This window comes from Xanthomonas axonopodis pv. maculifoliigardeniae (genome assembly GCF_041519315.1).
Taxonomy (GTDB): Bacteria; Pseudomonadota; Gammaproteobacteria; order Xanthomonadales; family Xanthomonadaceae; genus Xanthomonas; species Xanthomonas euvesicatoria.
The window spans coordinates 447385-466133 of record NZ_CP167998.1 but is presented as its reverse complement, the minus strand read 5'-3'; the positions used below and the strand labels follow the sequence as shown (position 1 = coordinate 466133).

Sequence of the window (18749 nt, the reverse complement as noted above, 5' to 3'; positions counted from 1 at the left end):
TTCGTGCGTCTTGCAACGTGCTCGATGCAGCGGATTGCAGGCGTCCTGCGCACACCACGGTGTCCCCACCCCTGCTCGCTGCGTGCAGCAGCGCTGCAGCGAGCACAACCACTATCACGCGTGGGCGCAAGGCATCTGACGCCACCAGCGTTTCAGCATCTTCGCGCTGGTTGGTGCGCACGGATGCGTCGCCGCTGTCCGGCGATGCTGGCCGGAGGTCAGGCCGGATCTGTCTCCAACAAACATTTCAGTCAGCTTCGGCGCGGCATAGTCCGTCATCCGGGTGTCACATTGCAGGTGGCGCACAGGACATGGCGAGCAAGGCGTCCGGTACGCGCTCGCATCATTCCCCACGGACGCTGCGCATGCATTGGATGTTGTTGGTTTCGTTGTTGCTATTGCTGTGGCTGTTGGTCGCTTCTCCGCGTCTGGCATGGCTCAAGGCTGGCCTGTTGTCGCTCTTTCTGCTGCTGCTCAGCGCCTGGGGATTGGTCGACCGGCTCAGCGGCGACGGTATCAATGCAGCCACGCTGTATCACCTGCGCGCCGACATGGACGGCGCCGGCGTCAGCGACTTTTCCGGCTATATCGCGGTTTTCGTCGGCATGCTGTTGCTCTCGCTGAGCCCGCTGTTGCTGGTGCGGGTACGCCGCTTCCAGCGTCCGCGTGGTGGCGGCGCCGTGTTCGCAGGCTTTGTGGGCATGTTGTTGGTCGGCATCGCCGCAAGCCCGCTGTATCGCGATGGCAAGCGCCTGTACTACCAGCTGCGCCCGGTCGATTACGCCACCGTGGTGCCGGAATACCAGGTGCCGCAGCAACCGCTGCACAAGCGCAAGAACATCGTCTGGATCTATGGCGAAAGCCTGGAGCGCACCTACTTCGACGAACAGGTGTTTCCGGGCCTGATGCCCAATCTGCGCGCGCTTGCGACCGAAGCGGTGGACGTACGCAATCTCGCCTCCACCGAAGGCAGCGGCTGGACCATCGCCGGCATGGTCGCCTCGATGTGTGGCGTGCCGCTCACCACCGCGCCAGGCGACGAGAACAGCATGGACCGCATGGGCATGTTCCTGCCCGAAGCGCGCTGCCTGGGCGATTACCTCAAGGATCAGGGCTACCGCAATCATTACGTGGGCGGTGCCGATGCCAGCTTTGCCGGCAAGGGCCGTTTCCTGTCCAGCCATGGCTTCGACGTGGTGCATGACGTGCACCATTTCCACGACCAGGGTGTCGCGCCAAAGCATTTTTCTGCATGGGGCGTGCACGACGATGTCCTGCTGGACGACGCCTGGGATACCTTCCAGACGCTGTCGCGTGCCGGCCAACCCTTCATGCTGACCACGCTGACCATGGACACCCACCATCCGGCCGGCCACCTGCCACTGGCGTGCAAGGGCCAGCAGTACGACAGCGCACTGGGCGATATCGGTCTGCTGCATGCAATCAAATGCAGCGACCGTTTGATCGGCGAACTGGTCGCGCGCATCCGCAGCAGCCGGTATGGCAAAAACACCATCATCGTCATCGCCTCCGATCATCTGGCCATGCCCAACGACCTGAGCGACGTGCTGGCCAAGCAGAAGCGCGAGAACCTGCTGTTGTTCCTGGGCAAGGACATCGCGCCACAACAGGTCCTCACGCGCGCAGGTAGCACGCTCGATTCGGGCGCTACGCTGCTGCAGTTGCTGGAACCAGGCATGCGCACGCTGGGCTTTGGCCGCTCGTTGCTGGCCCGCGATGCCCCACCCAGTGCCAGCGCGGCCGCCAGCCGCGACAGCGGCAAGGACTATCCGCGCTACCTGGCCTACGCGCGCACGCTGTGGACCGGGCGCAGTACGCGCATGCTGCGCATCAATGGCAATGGCGATGTGGTGGTCGGCGTGCAACAGGTGCGCCCACCGGTGCTGCTGGAATACGACAAGGACACCAACCTGAAAACGGTGTACCTGGAAAACACCTCGCGCCAGTTCGACCGCACGCATTCCAAGGGCACGCTGGCCTATGTGGACCGCTGCACGGCGTTCGAAGACGGCTCGGCCGATGGCCACTGGTGTGCGCTGGTGGTGGACCGCCACCAGAGCATGAAGCTGTATCGCGACCCGGACCTTACCCGCGGCATCGCCGTCGACGCGCCGCTGGAAGCCACCCAGCAGGGCCCGCGTCCGCGCGTGCGTCAGCCGATCATGCTCACCCAGGCGGCGCGTAAGACCGATGCCGGCCGCTACATGCTCGAGCTCTACGCCAAGCGCCGGCCCACGCGCGCGTTCTGGGTGGAAGCGGTGTCCTCCGAACGTAAGGTCGTGCTGGCACAGCAATGGGTCGTGCCCGACGCCGCCGGGCGCATCCGCATGCCGGTGGGCCTGGAACATGCGGTGGAAGACCTGGAGATTCGTGCCTGGCTTGATTACACCGAAGACGTCAGCGTGGACGACCTGGCCTTGGTCAAGGACATCCCGGTGGCGGATCGCTCCTGATGTGCCGACATGCGTCCATCGATGGTCGGGCATGGTTGTGCAATCAGCGCAAGCCGACCGACTTGCCGCTGCGCAGCCCTCGCCGACCTCGCCAGCTCAGTCATCCGACGCAGGCGCACCATCTCCGGCCTCGCGTGCCACGGCGGCCCCTGCACGACTGAAGCGGATCTCCTGCGGCGACTGCAACGCAATGCCCACCGTCGCCATGCGCTGCAGCAGCGCGAAGAACAGCTGGCTGCGCACGCCATACGAATCGCGCGGACTGCTCACGTAGGCGAACGAGTTGAAATTGACGTGCCCGCCGGCCAGCGAATCGATGAACACCGATGGCGCCGGTTCGGCCAGCACCTTCTCGTGCTCGGCGAACAAGGCCAGCAACATGTCGCGCACCCTGGCCACGTCGGTTTCCAGCGGCACCGAGAACTGCAACTGCACACGGCCCATCGGATTGGACAGCGTCATGTTGCGCACGCTCTTGGTGATCAACTCCGAGTTGGGCACGATCAACGTGGAGCGGTCGCCCACCTGGATTTCGGTCGCTCGCACGCTGATCTTGCGCACGTCGCCTTCCTGATCGCCGATACGCACCCAATCGCCGATCTTCACCGGACGCTCGGCCAGCAAGATCAACCCGGACACGAAGTTCTGCGTAATCGCCTGCAGACCAAAACCAATGCCCACCGACAGTGCGCTCAACACCAGCGCCAACCGCTTCAAATCCAGACCCAGCGCCGTGAGCCCCCACACCACCACGATCAACCAGCCCAGATAGCGCGCCACCGTGCTGATCGAATTCCGCGCTCCCGCATCCAGTTCGGTCTTGGGCAGATAGGTGTTGAGCAGCCACTTCTGCACCACATGGACCAGACCCATGCCGAGCAGGAACACACACAGCGCCCTGGCCACGTCGCCGGGCGTGATGACAAGTTCCTTGCCAATTGCAATACCGTGCGAAACGTTTTCCAACCAGCCGGTCACTGCGGCGAGGTTGGCGCCGTACGGCGTCACCAGCGCGGCAATGCCTAGTAGCACCAGCAGCACGCGTACTGCCGCAGAGATCAGTAACCCTACCTGCACCAACCGCCCGCTGCCGACATTCAGTGCATGCGACAGCGCTCGGCTGAAACGGCTCTCCGGCTTGAACACCCAGGTCGTCAGGTCGTCGGCAAACATCACCAGTAGCGCGAGCACGCTGCACACCAGGGTGATCCAGATGATCTGCTGCTCGACGAACAGTGCCAGATTGATGTAGCCGAACAAGGCCGCCACTAACGCGAAGATCACCGCCAGATGGCCCAGCAGACGGATCAGCACGATGTAACCGCCGCCACGCGACACCACCGGCGGTGGTGCGCTGCTGTCCGCATCGGCCGCGCCCACGTTTGCGGCATGAGCGCGCAACGACAGGGTCAGGCCAGCCAGTGCCGACAGGATCAACCCCGCATACAACAGCGCGGCAACTGCATCGGTAGCGATGGTTAATGCGCTGCTGCTGCGCGCCACGTCGTTGATTCTGATCGCCATACCGCTAAACCAGCTCACCGCGGCCGTGGCAAGACAATGCACACGCAAACGATCGACAGTGGCATCGTCCAACGGGAACAGACGCCAGGTGGGCTGGTGCTTCATCAATAGGCTGGCGCTGAGCGAACCGACGAAGGCCGCCACGCAACTGATCACCACAAATGCACTCAGCAGCTGCTCCAGATCGGTCGGCAGCTCGCTGAGTGCGCGGACGCTCTCGGCCAACGCCCATGCCGCCATGCCCAGCGTCAGGGTGCCCACCAACAAAAACCACAGTGCAAGGCCGGAGCGCCGCAAGCGGCCACCGGGCGCGCGCGAGGCCGCATACCGCCGCCCCAGGTGACGCAGGAAGATGCGCAACGGAAATGCCAGCATCAATGCCGCCAGCGTTCCGATCATCAGACCGGCGACGCCATTGGTCGCTGTGCCGGTGCGCACCGCCTGTACGGCCTTGTCGGACAGCGCCTGCAGGCGCGCTCGGTCGTCGGGCCATTCCCGCGCGATCTCATTCCACAACGCGGGCGACAGCGGCGAGGCAGCGCGCGCGGAGAGCTTCTCGCTGAAGCGCTGGGCGCGCTCGCCTTCGAGCCGGTCGGCGAGATCCTTGGCATCCAGTGCCAGCAGGTTCGCCCGCTTGAGCTCGGCATCTAGCCCGTTGCGCTCTCGCGTGAGCGCGCGGCGTTGGTCGCGTAGATCTGGTGGGTCGGTCTTCTGCTCTTCGCCAAGCCCGGCCAGCCGGACAGACAGCTCCTTCAACGGAGGCTCCAGCGAGCGCGCCAGATCCTGGGCCTGGCGCTGTGCGCCGGTGACATCGTCAGCCAGCTTGCGCAACTGGTCGGTGTCGGACTTTTCCATCCCCGCTTCGGCTTGGGTCAGCACCTTTTGCATGCTGTCCAGTTGGGTCTGCGCGGTCTCCAGCACCGTGTCCTCGTCCTGGGCCACAGCCGTGCCAACACAGACCATCCCCAGCGCGGCAAGCAACAACAGACGCCGCAACAAGCCCTGACGGGCACCACAGGTAAATCGGAATTCGGACACAGGCAGGCATCGAACAGGCGCGGGCGACCGCGGGTGCCGGCATCTTAAGGCACCGCCCCTGATCGAGCCGATTGCCCGGGACCGGTGATTCAGCCGCGGCAGGTCTGGGTCCGCGAACCGATCGGACGATCTCGTTGCACCGCGGCGATGGCGGCAGAGGACCCTGCTAGCGCATGAATGGGCCTACCGCGTTGTCACTTTGCGACAACACGCCGCTGACGCAGAATCGAGCCACCGCTGCGGCAGACGCAGCGGATGACCGCGAAGGAGATCCTCTATGCAGATTCAGATCCAGACCGACAAGCACGTGCCACACGATCCGTCCGTTGTGGCGCATGTCGAAAAGACCTGCACCGCCCAGCTGGCCCATTTCGCCAGCGACATCACCCGTGTGGAAGTGCATTTGCGTGATGAGAACGGCCAGCGCGGCGGCGCGGCGGATCGAACCTGCAGCATCGAGGCGCACGTCGCCGGCCTGCCGCCGATCGCGGCTACCAACAGCGCCGAAACGACGGCCTCTGCCGTGACCGGAGCTGCGCGCAAACTGCGCACTGCCATCGAACATGCACGCGGCAAGCAGCACTCCAAGGCCACCGCCCCGCCGCCGGACATGCTTTGATCTGATCTGGAGGTTGGCATCTGCCTCGGCGGCTGCCAACCTTTGCGGCGATGGCATCGCGGCACGTCATCTAGCGATGCGCGAAGCGCCCCTCCAAAACCTGTGACCATTAAACGGCATTCGGCCCGTCGCACTCATCTTGCGGCGGGCCGAATGCTTTGAATCTCTTGGTGCTTACGGAAAGAGCCCAATCCCAAGCACACGGCGCCGATTTTAAGGATTGTCGAGCTGATCTCTGGCTTTTACGCCAGCAGCGTCCAGGCAACTGGGCTCATGACCAGCGACGCGGATAACCCGCGTAGCGACAGGCTGAGCCGCACCAATCGGGTGCAACGTTGCCTGGATCCTTTCGCCCATTGCACGGCACTGCTGAAGGTATACGTATGGTTTGCTTCCCACAGCAGCACGGGATTATGTCTTGAGTCCGGCAGCAAACCGATCAAACTCGCCTTGCGCAGTTCGGCTTTCGATCTCCATGACTTACCGGCAGATTCGTAAGTCAGCCCGTTCGAGTTCCCGGCAACTCCCAGGCGCGTTACCGTAATTGCATGGCCTGGAAAAGATAGCCAACCGCTGCTGCAATTTTCCATGATCGCAGCAATGCAATCGCTCGACCGCGGACTGGCCACGGACCGACGCAGCCACTCGATTCCCTCCTCCAGCCCGGCTCGCCCCGGTCCGCAGGGTTCGGCAGCGTGTGGCTGGCATGCGAATCAGGGTATGCGCAGAAACAGATAGGTCGCAGTGGTGTTGGGGAAAATGCGGCTTAAAGGCCGGCTGCAGCCTTGGTGCGGTTGCACCTTGTTGGCTTCGCGATCTTGGTGCTCGGAAATGCTGCCATCTGCTCTCCAAGCCACACCACGCGTCCTGGGCGATCGCTCGAACGCTCTAACCAGTCATTGCGCCATCGATCCGCACGGGCACCGACGCCCATCAACCAACACATGTCGCAGCGCTGGCACACGCGCACGTCTTCGTCCCTGCAAGGACGGCCGCGGCAGCAAACATATTTGGCCAGCACAGACGAATTGGTTGTTCGGATGTGGAATGATCGTTTCGCCAAGCGCGCGTCAAGATTCTGTGGATTCATGCGAACTTCAAGCTCGCCGACGACGATGACACATACCACGCAAGGTGGCCGTGGATAGCAGGGACGCCTGGGCGCATCGATTGCGAGCGAAGAAGTCACGCTCTGGTTGCACGGGCAGCTGAGCGCAGCATATGCACCTTGCCGGGTCGGCGTGCCGCACGTCACGCATGATTGTCCGGTCCACGCGTCTGGCTGCCGATCGCGATCCCCACGCTGCAATCAAGCCCCTCGCCGCCATGCCCTTCTTGATGAGGTACCCATCGTCCGGCGCTATCGATCAATCGCCCCGCAAGCCTGGGCGAGAGCATGCCGATATCCCCCCAACGCGAGGACAAGCCGTGACGAAGATCTCTTCAGCCAGTACCTCCCAGCAACCGCAAGCCACAAGCGGCGATATTGTGATCGAGATACCGGCACAACGACGCGACGATACATCGACGCCCAGGATCGATTCTCCCCTCTCCGCCCTGCCGCCCAGACCTTCGGGACGACGCAATAGCACAGGAAGCGACAGCGGATATGAAACCGCCAACGACGCAGATCTGTCCCCCTATGGAAGTCCGCAGCCGCATGCTCCGCTGCGGGGGGAAGAGAGCAGCAGCGAGCAGTTCTACGACGCTGAAGACTCCTTGGAACCATCGGCTCTGCCATCACTTTCCCAGGAACACGCTGCACAACATGGCTCCCAAGCGCATGCATCCACCACTGCGACAGGCACTGCGCGCTTGGGCGCACTGGCGGCGTCGGTCCGCGCAGGTGCAACACATGGAGTCACCACCCTCCTTGGACCCGCCGCGACAGCGGTCGCAGCTGCGGCGCGCGGTGTCATACCGATCAGCTTCGACAAACAATACCTGGGCGCTGCGCTGGGACATCTCGTGCACCAGACCACTTCCGTGGGACCGACCACGTTCGTGCGCGAGTTGATCGGCGAAGCGCTGTTTGCCGCGTTTCGCCAGCTCCCACCCGAAGCGGTCGTTGCCATGCAGGCGGTGTCGGGCACGCTGCATCTGGCCCTGCATACGCTGCGGCGCAACCGCGAAAACCGCAATCCGGATGCCGCCGCCCGAGGTTTTCACAACCTGAATCTTGAACAGTGGGAAGCGCTGTCCGAAGACGAACGTCATCACAAGAGGAGCGAGCAGCAACATTACTCGAATCTGGTCACCCGGCTCGCGCTGACCGGCATCTTGAGCAATATCGCCATCGGCGCTGCGGGCAAGGCTTCTGGCCGACCGGAGATGGCGGCCAGGCTGCTGGCCAGTGAGCTCAAGGTCGCCCCTTATGCTGCGGCCCGCGACGCCATCCAGGCGACATTCCGCATGGTGGGAATGCGGTCACCGACCAACGGTGGCGTCAGCGATCCCCACGTCACCAGTGCAGGCAGGTTTTACGGCATGGCCAACGTCCTGACCAACCTGGCGTCGAACGAGCTGGAGGCACCAGACTTTGCATCGGCCAGGCAGCGCTGGGCAGGACTGATGTCGCCCTTCAATATGGGAGAGGCGACCAGGGTCGTCTTTCAGCAAGCGGCGGTGAACGCGGCCTTGAATGTCGGTCTGGAGACAGCCGACTGGCTCAATGTCACCCAACACGAAGCCGACGAAGCCGGGACGCAGCAGATCTGGGAACCAACCTGGAAGGCCAAGCGCGAGGATTATGAGCGGGTCATGGATCATTCTGTCGCGCGCACGGCCGCCATCAACTCCAACATCGCATTCGGTACAGCAGTCAACATGATTGGCACCTGGCTCGGTTTGTCGCCAGCACGCAGCGCATTGCTCTCCAATACGTTGGCGGGCATGGCTGCCGGCATGCAGTACAAGGTCATCGCCGGCACCTGGCAGGCTGCAGCGGCGGTGCGCGAAGCCGAGGCCGCTCGCACGCGAACTGAGTGAGCGTGGCCGCGCCTGGCGACGGCTATCGCGCAGCCCTCGGCGAGTGCAGCACCTGGTGGTCGCACACGCACTGCCGGTTCAACGGCAGTGCGTGTGCAACAGCTGTGTGGTGGCCCCATGCGCAGCCTCCAGCACGTCCTAACAAACCGACCGGCGGCGGACAGCAGGGATTGATCGAAAGCTAGGCTGCGTATGCCAATTCTCAGCTCAGGTCGCGGCTAGCGGGTCTCTGCACCACAGGTCTCCAGCCGCGCTATGCACCTTGTCGACCCATGATGACGGATGCTGCTGTGGCGATCGCCATTTCAGCCACCGTATGCGCGACAGCATGGTCACCGCGCTATTTTCTGCGGATGACTCCGTCGCGGGGCGCCGCCGCTTTGTACGGTCGTACGTTATCACCCCAGGGAATCCCCGCGCACATCGGGCTGCGCCTACGCCCTCCTGCAGTGGCACACCCGCTATTCATCAATCACACCGCGCCTTAGCAGAATCGAATGAATGGCATGCGCATATTTATCGCGCTCTCCCGGCGTTTCGGAATGGTAGGCGCCTACTGCAGCCCAGGTATTTCCATATTTATTGGTCATCTCGCGCAACCTCCAAGCTGCCACATACACGCTGACGCACGGCTGCATCAACGCGTCCTTGGAGATTCCATAGCCGGATAGCCGCCGCAGGTGGATGGAGTTGATCTGCATCTTTCCGTAATCCACCGTACCGTTGTTGTTGCGATGGATCGCGTCGGCGCGACCTCGCGATTCCTGCCAGGCAATGGCCCGCAGCACCCAAGGGTTGACATGCTGATATCCGGCAGCTTCTTCGAAGCAATCCGCACGTGCGAAAGGCGCCGCGCATGCCAGCGCTGCCGCAAACAAAATGCGCTGCGGACCAGCCCCTGCCCGACGACCACGTCCGGACCATTGCGCGCGCATGCGCCGCTTTGGCGAAAGCCCGGACGAGGCCTCCCACTGCCAATTGGATGCTTTATCGACATACTTGCATGCGATCGTTGAATTGATCATGTGTCGTTACCTCGATCTCGATTGAATACAGGTCTCCAGGTGAGTAGAGCGCCGGCACACAACGACCCACGACGCTCGACGGCGGCAACATAACGCCACCTGTACGCGATTTACTCAGGACCGACGAAACACTTAACAGGCAAGCGAAAAAACCTTTTTCCAACAATGCCGCGCGGATTTACTTATCGATCCTAGAACATTTTTTCACTTGCGCTCTTCGCGCGGACAAGCGCGATTTCGCAAACTTTCTGACAATAATGGGTTGCCGCTTCTACTGTTCGATCGGGGCGCAAAACCCGCCCCGCAGCCACCGCCGTCTAGGCACGGCGGTTGATACAAAGACAAATCCCAGTTAATCAGAGAGGAATCGTCATGATGAATTCTTTGAACACACAGATCGGCGCCAACTCGTCCTTCTTGCAGGTCGATCCCAGCCAGAACTCGCAACCCGGTTCGAACCAGGGCAACCAAGGCATCTCGGAAAAGCAGCTGGACCAGCTGCTGACCCAGCTCATCATGGCCCTGCTTCAGCAGAGCAACAATGCCGACCAGGGTCAGGGCCAGGGTGGTGACTCTGGTGGTCAAGGCGGCAATTCGCAGCAGGCCGGGCAGCCCAATGGTTCCCCCTCGCCATACACCCAGATGCTCATGAATATCGTCGGAGACATTCTCCAGTCGCAGAATGGCGGTGGCTTCGGCGGCGGGTTCGGCGGTGGCTTTGGTGGCGGCCTCGGCACCAGCCTGGCCAGCGACACCGGATCGATGCAGTAAAAAACTGCTGGTCGCCCCTACCGGCCACGGCCTGCAGGTTGCCGCTTCATGCGTCAGCCTGCAGGTGCCTTGGTTGCTGTCACCGCAAACATTCGCTACCCACTTCAGGCGCGCTTGTCAGCTTTCGCGCCGCAGGTGCCTGACATATAGCCATCGGCATGCGAGCAGAGCCGTTCCGGCTTCAACGCAGACGAAATATCCGGATTTTCTTCCGGCACACGCCTTCTCAACTGGGTCTCCACTGCCGGCGTGACGTTGGTTGGATGTTCAACCGCACACCATCACGCCACGTCGCTCCACTAGAGCCTGCCGCGCCCACGTACCGGCCATGCACACTGCTGCCGGCCCAGCACTTCTTGACACGATTGCGCGCAACCGCCGCCCGCTGAAGGCTTGGATGCCGCTTCGCCCTCTTAGCGTCTACCGCAGATACCGAGCTGACTGCAAAAAACTTGTCTTTCGCACGCGACAAGCCTGCCATGTGATCGCCAGGTCAGGCTCCGGCAACGCATAAGAACCAGCATGTGCGAGTGACACATGCTGATTCCGGGCACCGCCCGATGATCATCCAGGCGGTGGCGTCAGGCGCTCCGGGTCAATACGCATACGCGCCAATTGCATTGCCCTTCTAATGAATTCCCAGGCAATCCCGGCAGTACTCGGCCGATGATATGCACCGAATGTCAGGCAATCGCAGCAAACCCTCTCATCGCCTAGCGATGGCGTTCGCGAACCATCAGGGCGACACCACATGCGGGGTCAGCAGAAACAGCCGTTGCATGCGGGTCCCGCTTTTTTGGCGGTGCTTGAACAGATTACCGACCAATGGAATCTTCGACAGGCCCGGTACCGCATTCAGATCGGTCTCGTCGGCATCGTAGGCGTATCCTGCAATCAGCAGGCTTTGGCCTTCATTGACGAATGCCTGGGTCGTGATCTCGCTGGAGGTAATGACCGGAATGCCGTCCACGGTGTTGGATCCGAGCTGGCCATCCTCGATACGCACATCCAGACGCATCTGACCGTTCGGCGAGCCCGGCACCACGCTGGGGAGGACCCGCAACGACACCCCGGCGGAGAGGTTATAAAGATCGGCCGATGCGTATCCGCTGACCCGGACAAATGCCTGTTGCTTGTGATCCATGACCGCTTCGACGTTGTCCAGCGTCGCAACCTGGGGCGAAGACACGATCTTGGCCTTGTTGGTCGTCTCCAACGCCGACACGCGCGTCATCAGGTAGCGTCCGGCGTCTCCCAGCACGGCCGTCAAGGTGCCCCCAGCCGGCGTGGTCGCGCCATCGGTGGCAGCGCCACTCAATGCGCCGTTGAAGCCCAACTGACTGCCACTGCCGTTGCCGGTCTGTATGTCCGTGTGCTGGCTGTGGAAGCGCCAGTCGACACCGAGATCCTGCATGGCGCCATCGCGGACCTCGATGATGGTGGCATCGATCTGCAGCAACTTGGGCCGGTTGTCCAGCTGTTGAATCAGGGTGCCATAGCTCTGCATCCGCTCCGGTCGATCGCGGATCAGGATGGCATTGGTACGCGGATCGGCTTCGATCACCGGCGCATCGGAGGCCAGCTCTGCGCCACCACCGACGTCGATCGGAGTGGACTCGTCGCGCCGTGCCTTGCTGAGCTCCGGCCATACGCTGGCCGGCGACCCCACAGCCGCAGCAGCTCCACTGCCGGGCAACGGCGGGCTGACCGGCACGCGATCGGACGACGAGGCGCCCCCGAACCAGGACGAAGGCAGCCCGAGGATGCCGCTGGCTCCGCCACCTTGACCCTGTGCGGCATTGCCGAATGTGTTGGAGGACCCACCGCCGATGGGCTGTACCCGGCCAAAGTTGGCGCTAGGCCCGGGTATCGCCGCGACCGGCGCGCCGCGTGCGCCGTACATGCTGCGCAACAGGCTGGCCATGCCGGGAATCTGCACATCCTGGCCGCCGATGCGCGTCGTGTGGTCGGCCGCTTGCGCATAATGCAGCTGGAACACCTGCACTTCGGTGGCATCGCGCTGACGCGCGCCCTGCTCGACCTGCTTGGCAATCGCCGAAACGGTATCCACATACCCTGGCGGCCCGGAGACCACCGCCACATGCGCGGCCTCGTCGTAACGCACCGGGAAGCGCGGATCGTCCAGGCGCATGCGTGCAAGTGCGTCGCGCAGTGACTTCGTCGATGCAGTCCCCAGGCTCAAGGTCGCGCTCTTGGATTCGTTCGCACCCCAGATCCTGAGCACGGCACCGTCGTAGTACCAGACGAAGCCGTAGGTGGCCGCCAGATCGTCGAGGAATTTCTGCGGGGAGGTTTCGAATTTGCCGCTCAGGGTGCCGGTCACCTCTGGCGAGATCCAGGTGGCGATGGACTGGCTGGCGGACAAATCACGCAGCACTTCTTTGAGATCCTTGTTGTCGGCGACGTATTTGAACGTGCGCGAATGCCACGGGACCTGGGCGGCGTCGGCATGTGGCGACAACAGCGGCAGCAGGCTGAGCATCAGTACGGCGGCCAATGGAGCACGTCGGCGGTGGGCGGTGGTACAGGCAGGAGCCATGGCGTTCCCTCTGCTAGGCAAGTGAAAAAGTCGGTAGCGACCAGTGTAGGAAGTGCAAAGCCGGGAATGTCTCAATAAAGATCAGTGCGTCGCGCCTCCCTTGCCAGCCAGGTTGGCGGCATCGTGCAATTGCTGCTGGAAATGCAGGAAACCGAGTGCTTCGCCGAATTGCGCGATGAAGACGCTGGTCAGCAAGGCGAGCAGCAACAACGCCAGCACCCCACGGATTGGCTGACTCAAGTTCGACGGTTCGAGTTTGTCGGCCGCTCGCGCCACCAGGCCGATCGCAAGATCCACCAGCACAAGCACCAGCATCACCGGTGCGGACAGTTTGACGACGGCGGCCATCATGCTGTCGGATTGCTGGATCACGAACGATTCGGCAACCGCCCCCATGTTCGGCCCAAGCTGGGTCAGCGGCCACCAGCGAAACGATTCGAACAGCGCGCCGAGCAACATCAGCATGCCGCCCAATGCGTAGAACGACACGATGGCCAGTTGCAGCAGCACCGTGGACACCGGCGTGCTTTGCTGGCCGCTGAGCGGGTTGGTCATCTGCACGTTGTTGTAACCGGCAAGGTCGTCGATCAGCAGGCCAACGCTCTCGGCGATCCAGAACACCGTCGATGCGGCAAACCCGATCAGCAGACCGACGAACGCCTCCTTCAACGCCACCCCGACCAGGCCCGCCGCCTGGATCTTCGCCAGCGCATCGGCCGGCTGCCCATAGGCGATGAACGAGCTCAGGACGTAGATGACGCCATTGCGCGCGATTCCGGGAAGACTGTCCTGCGCCGTTGCCGGTAGCACGATGAACATCACGAACACGCGCACCCCGCACAGTGCCAGCAGGGTCAACAGCGACACGCCCTGCGAGGAAATGGCCAGCAAGGCATCGGTGGCGTCGTTCATCGGGCGCCCCCATGTGCGGCGCGGTGCGAACGCAGCGCGACCAGTGCCTCGATCGCGTCCTCTTCCTCCGCTGCGTCGCGTTGCGCCTGTCGGGCGCGGCGCGCACTGGCGGCCTTGTCTGCGTATACCTGCGCCTGTGCCTGCAGCTTGCTCAGTGCCTGCTGCACGGACGCGAGCTCATCGCGGGCGCTCTGCAACGACTGATCCGCCGCTGCCTGCGCCTGCTCGGCAGCACGACAGGCCTCCAGCAGCACGGTGCGGAAGCGTTCGTGCTGCAGGATCGTATCGATATCGATCGAACCCCCCACGCCGGTTTTGTCCATCAGTGCCGCATCGCAGTTGGCCAAGCGTGTGGTGCAGGCCTCTGCCTCCTGTCTGCACCTGGCAAGTTCGCGGTCGCAGTGTTCCAACGCACGCCTGCAGTCACTCAGGCGTTCCTGCGTGCGCTCGCAGCGGCGTGCCTTGAGCTGGTGCAGCACCGACCAGGTGTAAGCAGGCTCACGCATCGTCGGTCACGCTGGCTAGCAGTTCCAGCGTACTTTCGTAGGCGCTGAGCTGGTCGGTCGGTTGGCTGAGAAAGTCGCGAATCGCATCGATCCTGTCGATCGCTTCGTCGGCAACGGCATCGCTTCCCTGACGGTATTCGCCCACCTGCACCAGGGTTTCCACCTCGTTGTACTTGGCGAGCAGGCGCCGCAACCGGCCGGCGGCCTGGGAGTGGTCGGACGGGACGATCTGGCTCATCACCCGGCTCAGGCTGGCCAGCACGTCGATTGCCGGGTACTGGTTCTTGGCCGCGATCTCGCGAGAGAGAATCAGGTGCCCATCGAGGATGCCGCGCACTTCTTCGGCGATCGGATCGCTGCCGGTATCGTCCTCGGCCAGCACGGTGTAGAACGCGGTGATCGACCCGCTCTCGCCCATGCCCGCGCGTTCGAGCAGGCGCGGCAACTCGGCAAACACCGATGGCGGAAAGCCGCGGCGCGTGGGCGGCTCGCCGGCCGCCAGACCGATCTCGCGTTGCGCGCGGGCAAAGCGCGTCAGCGAGTCCATCATCAGCAGCACGCGCAGGCCCCGATCCCGGAAATACTCGGCGATGGCGGTGCCGACGTAGGCGGCCTTCGCGCGCTCGATCGATGAGCGATCGGAGGTTGCGCAGACCACGACGCTGCGTGCCAGACCATCGGCGCCGAGAATCAGCTCGATGAACTCCCGCACCTCGCGCCCGCGCTCGCCGATCAGCACGATCACGTTGACATCGCACTGCGTCCCGCGCGCGAACATTCCCATCAAGGTGCTCTTGCCGACGCCTGCTGCGGCGAAGATGCCCATGCGCTGGCCCTCGCCCAGCGTCATCAGGCCATCCACGATCCGCACGCCGGTCGGCATGGGGTGTTCGATCAGCCGCCGACGCATCGGGTCCGGTGCCTGCGCCTGGATCGGCACCCAGGTGTCGCAGGCGATGGCTCCTTGCCCGTCCGATGGCTCGCCCAGGCCGTCGAGCACGCGCCCCAGCAAGGCCGGTCCCACAGGCACCGCCAACGGGCGCCCCAATCCGATCACGCGCGTCTCGCGCGACAGCCCGATCAGTTCCCCGAACGGCGCCAGCAACGCCAGATCGCGACTGAAGCCCACCACTTCGGCCCGCTGCAACAAGCTGCCATCGCGTTGGCGCAACTCGCACACCTCGCCCAGGCTGACCTGCACGCCGGCCACCTTGAGCATGGTGCCGACGACTTCGACCACCTTGCCATAACGACGACCGACCGCGAGCGTGGCCAGTTCGCGTTCGAGCGTTGTCTCCAGCAGGGGCGTCTCAGCCAGCATCCGCCGGCTCCTGGGGTGCGGCCAACACGCGGCGAATGACGCGCCGCAGACTGCGCAGCTGATCGCGCAGATCGGTCTCGAACACGCCCGTATCCCATTCGCACACGCAGGCGCCCACGGCCAGGTCGGCATCGCCGCATAGCTCGACCTGCAGGGTCCAGCCCGCCTCGGTGGCGGCCGCATCGAAGGCGCGCCGCGCAGCGTCCACCGCGTCGGGGTGCACGCTCACCCGCAGGGCTTTGGCCTCGTCCAGGGCACCTTCCAAGGCCTGCGCCGCACGCGCATACAGCGCCGCGGGATCGTGTCCGAGGATGATGTGCTCGCAGGTGCGCGCCACAATCTCGGCCAGACGCTCGCGTGACCGCTGCGCGGCCGCTTCGGCGGCAAAGGCATGGCGCAGGCCCGATTCGTTCCACTCATCGAGCTGACGTCGCAGGCCGGCTGCATATCCCAGGCGTGCGCTGCGCTCGGCCTTCTGGCGCGCATCGTGCAGGATCGCCTCGGCCTGCTGCTGGGCCTCGTCGACCAGCGTCTGTGCACGTGTCTGCGCCTGGCTCAGGGCCTGTTCGCAGCGTGCGTGCACCTCGGCAGTGGCAGCGTCCAGCGCCAACACCGAGGCCAGCGCCTCGCGCGGAATGACATCGCAATCCAGACCGATCGCATCGGGCGTTGACCTCAACCACAGACGCATGACGCCTCCGGTATCAGGGTGGGAAGCGCGGTCAGGAAGGCATCGCTCGCACCGTCTGCTGCGACGGTGGCCACCTGCGCGGCGCCCAACGGCAAGGACAGCGCCAGCAGCTTGGCAACAACCGGGTTGGACCAGACGCCATCGGCCTGCATCCGACGCCAACCGTCGCCGACCCACGCCGCCTGATCGGCATCGCGTGGCAACAGGGGCACGGGGAGGCCGGCCGACGCGTTCTGGCGCACATGCTCAAGCACGGCCGGCCCCACACACTGTTCGAGCCAGTCCAGACGTTCGCGCTCGATACAACGACGCACCGCCAACCCGCGCGAGAACAACGCCCGCGCGATCAGGACCTTGGCCAATCGCGCGGGCATCAGCAGGGCAAGTTGGTTCGCATGCAGGCCGAGTGCAGACGGCGACAATTCCGACCATCCAGACCACGCCTGGATTACCCGCATACGACGGTGGACGGGCGCCGCTGCCCAGCCCGACGCTGCCACCGGGCCAAGCCAATGCGCCACCCGTGCGGCGTCCAAGGACTCTGCCAGTTGCGCCAACGCGTCCGTCCAGCGCTGAACACAGCGTGCCGCATTGTCGATCCGCGTGTCGTCCATCCCGCGCTCACCCGGCTTTGCCTTTCGTCAACTCGCGCAGGCGCTGCCAGCCGCCCCACCGGCCCGCCTGTGGGTTTGGCCACCAGTACAGCGCCGCCGCGCCCGCCAGGCACAACGCCAACGCACACCCGGCCAGCCACGGCCATGGCGAAGGTCTCGGCGGTGCCGATGCGGTGAACTGCGCATCGCTCTCCGCTCCGCCCGGCACCAGCGTGACGCTGACGTTTTCGTAGGTGAGTCCCTCCACGCTGTGCATGACCAACGTCTTGATGTTGGGCACCAGGCTGGTCAGATCGCTACCGACGCGGAACTTGATGAACACCGCAGCGCTGGACGGTTTTACCGAGGTGGACAGCGGGTCGTTGTTGGGCAGCACGATTTCCACATCGGCCGAGATCACCCCATCGATATTCGACAAGGTCTGCGATAGCTGCTGCGACACACCATAGATGAAACGTACGCGCTCTTCGGTGGGTGTCGAGATCAGCCCGTCCTTCTTGAACATCTCGCCGAGATTGGCGTGCCGCTCATGCGGCAAACCATGCGCGCGCAGCACCTCCAGCGAATAGGACACCTGATCGTGCGGTGCGTTCACCGCCCAGGTCTTGCCGTCGTCTGGCGTGACCTTGGACGCATCCACGCCCGCATGCAGCAACACCTCGAGCATGTCGTTGGCATCATTTTCGGTGAGCCCGGAGTACAGCTGCTGACTGCACGCAGACAGCAGCAGCGCCACCAGCAGCACCACCAGGCATCTCGGCGCGCGCATGCTACTGGTTCTTCACCAGCGTCTGCACGGCGTTCTTTCCCGATTGCGCCACGCCCACGCTGACATTGAGGTTGAAGCCGACCATGGTCAGCTCGTGCATCAACTTGATCTGCTGCGCTGCCATTTCCTGCAGCCCCATGGTCGGTGCCTGCATGCTGAAGGCATCGATATGCTCGGCGATGGTACGCACGCCATCGTTCTGCACATCGACCACCCGGCTCATCATGCTCGGGTTGCCTACGCGCTGCATGGCGGGCGGCAAGGGGCTGGAGGATTGCATCAGCGCTTGAAAGCGATTCACCAGCGCTTGGTTGGGCGTCGCTACCGGCGACAGCGCTTGGGTCGCGGCAGCACTGGTGCCGGCAATCGCTTGGACAGGAGGAATGAGCGTCATCGCATACTCCTATGGGGTCGGGACTGGCGTCACTCAGGCGCGCAGGTACTGCGAATTCGGAACTTCCATCGGTGCTGAAGCTTCGACCGGTACTTCCGCCGGCGCGGACGTTGGGGTGCTTCGCCCGGACAGCGCCTTGACCAGGGCCACCGCATCGGCATCGGCGTCTTCTTCGATCAGCCCGTCTGCAACGCCATGCCACGACGGGTCCCCCATCGCGAACAGGCAGCAGGCGTACAAGGCCCTGCACAGCGGCTTGGAGCCGGCGTCGCTCTCCAGTTCGCGCAACAGGCGCGCACCTTCCACGTAATTGCCGCGCTTGATCGAAATCCATGCATCGAAGGTATCCAGCGCCTTCAGCTCCGGCCGCAGGACACGGACTGCGGCCAGCACAGCGGCAGCGTCCTGAATCTTTTCATGGGTGAGTCCGACCGTGATCAGTTCGATGAGCCCACTCACGACCGACCCGGGACATTGAATCTTCTCCACACTGCACCTCGTTTTTAATGGCATGCGGACCGTACACGTGGGGAACGCTACGCG

At 63.6% G+C, this 18749-nt stretch carries 15 protein-coding genes; 4 read left to right on the top strand and 11 right to left on the bottom strand.

The window, feature by feature from the left end; translation table 11 throughout:
- The first annotated feature begins 365 nt into the window (after positions 1–365).
- A complete protein-coding gene (locus ACDH77_RS02040; RefSeq protein WP_031420811.1) occupies positions 366–2474 on the top strand; it encodes a phosphoglycerol transferase I in 2109 nt (702 codons plus the stop codon).
- 96 nt (positions 2475–2570) lie between these two features.
- On the opposite strand, the gene ACDH77_RS02035 is transcribed toward ACDH77_RS02040, so the two are convergent.
- The gene (locus tag ACDH77_RS02035) at positions 2571–4961 is read right to left on the bottom strand and encodes a DUF3772 domain-containing protein (RefSeq protein WP_228735371.1); all 2391 of its coding nucleotides are present in this window, start codon (positions 4959–4961) and stop codon (positions 2571–2573) included.
- A 352-nt stretch (positions 4962–5313) separates the two neighbouring features.
- On the opposite strand from ACDH77_RS02035, the gene ACDH77_RS02030 reads away from it, so the two are divergent.
- Entirely contained in the window at positions 5314–5655 is a 342-nt protein-coding gene (locus tag ACDH77_RS02030) for an HPF/RaiA family ribosome-associated protein (RefSeq protein WP_007974834.1), read from the top strand.
- A gap of 1428 nt (positions 5656–7083) precedes the next feature.
- Entirely contained in the window at positions 7084–8643 is a 1560-nt protein-coding gene (locus ACDH77_RS02025) for a hypothetical protein (protein ID WP_338334675.1), read from the top strand.
- A gap of 461 nt (positions 8644–9104) precedes the next feature.
- Here ACDH77_RS02025 and ACDH77_RS02020 read toward each other — a convergent pair whose 3' ends face one another.
- Positions 9105–9668, bottom strand: coding sequence for a lytic transglycosylase domain-containing protein (locus ACDH77_RS02020; protein WP_031420808.1), 564 nt, complete (start codon positions 9666–9668; stop codon positions 9105–9107).
- A gap of 375 nt (positions 9669–10043) precedes the next feature.
- On the opposite strand from ACDH77_RS02020, the gene xopA reads away from it, so the two are divergent.
- Positions 10044–10439 (top strand): XopA/Hpa1 family type III secretion system protein, encoded by a 396-nt coding sequence (gene xopA, locus ACDH77_RS02015; RefSeq protein ID WP_029818428.1) that lies wholly within the window; start codon positions 10044–10046, stop codon positions 10437–10439.
- A gap of 736 nt (positions 10440–11175) precedes the next feature.
- Here xopA and sctC read toward each other — a convergent pair.
- The 9 genes from sctC to ACDH77_RS01970 form a co-directional block, all read right to left on the bottom strand.
- Complete coding sequence (sctC, locus tag ACDH77_RS02010; protein WP_277573009.1) at positions 11176–12999, bottom strand: type III secretion system outer membrane ring subunit SctC; 1824 nt, start codon at positions 12997–12999, stop codon at positions 11176–11178.
- Positions 13000–13080: 81 nt separating this feature from the next.
- On the bottom strand, positions 13081–13911 hold the full coding sequence (gene sctT, locus ACDH77_RS02005; protein WP_029818425.1) for a type III secretion system export apparatus subunit SctT: 831 nt from the start codon (positions 13909–13911) through the stop codon (positions 13081–13083).
- Complete coding sequence (locus ACDH77_RS02000; protein WP_014089145.1) at positions 13908–14417, bottom strand: type III secretion protein HrpB7; 510 nt, start codon at positions 14415–14417, stop codon at positions 13908–13910. The genes sctT and ACDH77_RS02000 overlap by 4 nt, the downstream gene beginning before the upstream one ends.
- Positions 14410–15738 carry a type III secretion system ATPase SctN gene (gene sctN / locus ACDH77_RS01995; RefSeq protein ID WP_014089144.1) on the bottom strand — a complete coding sequence of 443 codons (1329 nt, stop codon included), beginning with the start codon at positions 15736–15738 and terminating at the stop codon, positions 14410–14412. Before sctN ends, ACDH77_RS02000 begins: the two co-directional genes overlap by 8 nt.
- Positions 15728–16429, bottom strand: coding sequence for a type III secretion system stator protein SctL (sctL, locus tag ACDH77_RS01990; protein WP_031420807.1), 702 nt, complete (start codon positions 16427–16429; stop codon positions 15728–15730). Before sctL ends, sctN begins: the two co-directional genes overlap by 11 nt.
- Positions 16414–17043 carry a type III secretion protein HrpB4 gene (locus ACDH77_RS01985; protein ID WP_031420806.1) on the bottom strand — a complete coding sequence of 210 codons (630 nt, stop codon included), beginning with the start codon at positions 17041–17043 and terminating at the stop codon, positions 16414–16416. Before ACDH77_RS01985 ends, sctL begins: the two co-directional genes overlap by 16 nt.
- Before the next feature lie 7 nt (positions 17044–17050).
- Complete coding sequence (sctJ, locus tag ACDH77_RS01980) at positions 17051–17812, bottom strand: type III secretion system inner membrane ring lipoprotein SctJ (RefSeq protein ID WP_031420805.1); 762 nt, start codon at positions 17810–17812, stop codon at positions 17051–17053.
- A 1-nt stretch (position 17813) separates the two neighbouring features.
- The gene (locus ACDH77_RS01975) at positions 17814–18206 is read right to left on the bottom strand and encodes a type III secretion protein HrpB2 (RefSeq protein ID WP_008575450.1); all 393 of its coding nucleotides are present in this window, start codon (positions 18204–18206) and stop codon (positions 17814–17816) included.
- 33 nt (positions 18207–18239) lie between these two features.
- Positions 18240–18695 carry an HrpB1 family type III secretion system apparatus protein gene (locus ACDH77_RS01970; protein WP_071117730.1) on the bottom strand — a complete coding sequence of 152 codons (456 nt, stop codon included), beginning with the start codon at positions 18693–18695 and terminating at the stop codon, positions 18240–18242.
- Positions 18696–18749: the final 54 nt, after the last annotated feature.

Bases quoted from the DNA above. Each gene is read 5' to 3' on its own strand.
- ACDH77_RS02040 (WP_031420811.1), top strand. From the start codon at position 366: ATGCATTGGATGTTGTTGGTTTCGTTGTTGCTATTGCTGTGGCTGTTG.
- ACDH77_RS02035 (WP_228735371.1), bottom strand. From the start codon at position 4,961: ATGGTCTGTGTTGGCACGGCTGTGGCCCAGGACGAGGACACGGTGCTG.
- ACDH77_RS02030 (WP_007974834.1), top strand. From the start codon at position 5,314: ATGCAGATTCAGATCCAGACCGACAAGCACGTGCCACACGATCCGTCC.
- ACDH77_RS02020 (WP_031420808.1), bottom strand. From the start codon at position 9,668: ATGATCAATTCAACGATCGCATGCAAGTATGTCGATAAAGCATCCAAT.
- xopA (WP_029818428.1), top strand. From the start codon at position 10,044: ATGAATTCTTTGAACACACAGATCGGCGCCAACTCGTCCTTCTTGCAG.
- sctC (WP_277573009.1), bottom strand. From the start codon at position 12,999: ATGGCTCCTGCCTGTACCACCGCCCACCGCCGACGTGCTCCATTGGCC.
- sctT (WP_029818425.1), bottom strand. From the start codon at position 13,911: ATGAACGACGCCACCGATGCCTTGCTGGCCATTTCCTCGCAGGGCGTG.
- ACDH77_RS02000 (WP_014089145.1), bottom strand. From the start codon at position 14,417: ATGCGTGAGCCTGCTTACACCTGGTCGGTGCTGCACCAGCTCAAGGCA.
- sctN (WP_014089144.1), bottom strand. From the start codon at position 15,738: ATGCTGGCTGAGACGCCCCTGCTGGAGACAACGCTCGAACGCGAACTG.
- sctL (WP_031420807.1), bottom strand. From the start codon at position 16,429: ATGCGTCTGTGGTTGAGGTCAACGCCCGATGCGATCGGTCTGGATTGC.
- ACDH77_RS01985 (WP_031420806.1), bottom strand. From the start codon at position 17,043: ATGGACGACACGCGGATCGACAATGCGGCACGCTGTGTTCAGCGCTGG.
- sctJ (WP_031420805.1), bottom strand. From the start codon at position 17,812: ATGCGCGCGCCGAGATGCCTGGTGGTGCTGCTGGTGGCGCTGCTGCTG.
- ACDH77_RS01975 (WP_008575450.1), bottom strand. From the start codon at position 18,206: ATGACGCTCATTCCTCCTGTCCAAGCGATTGCCGGCACCAGTGCTGCC.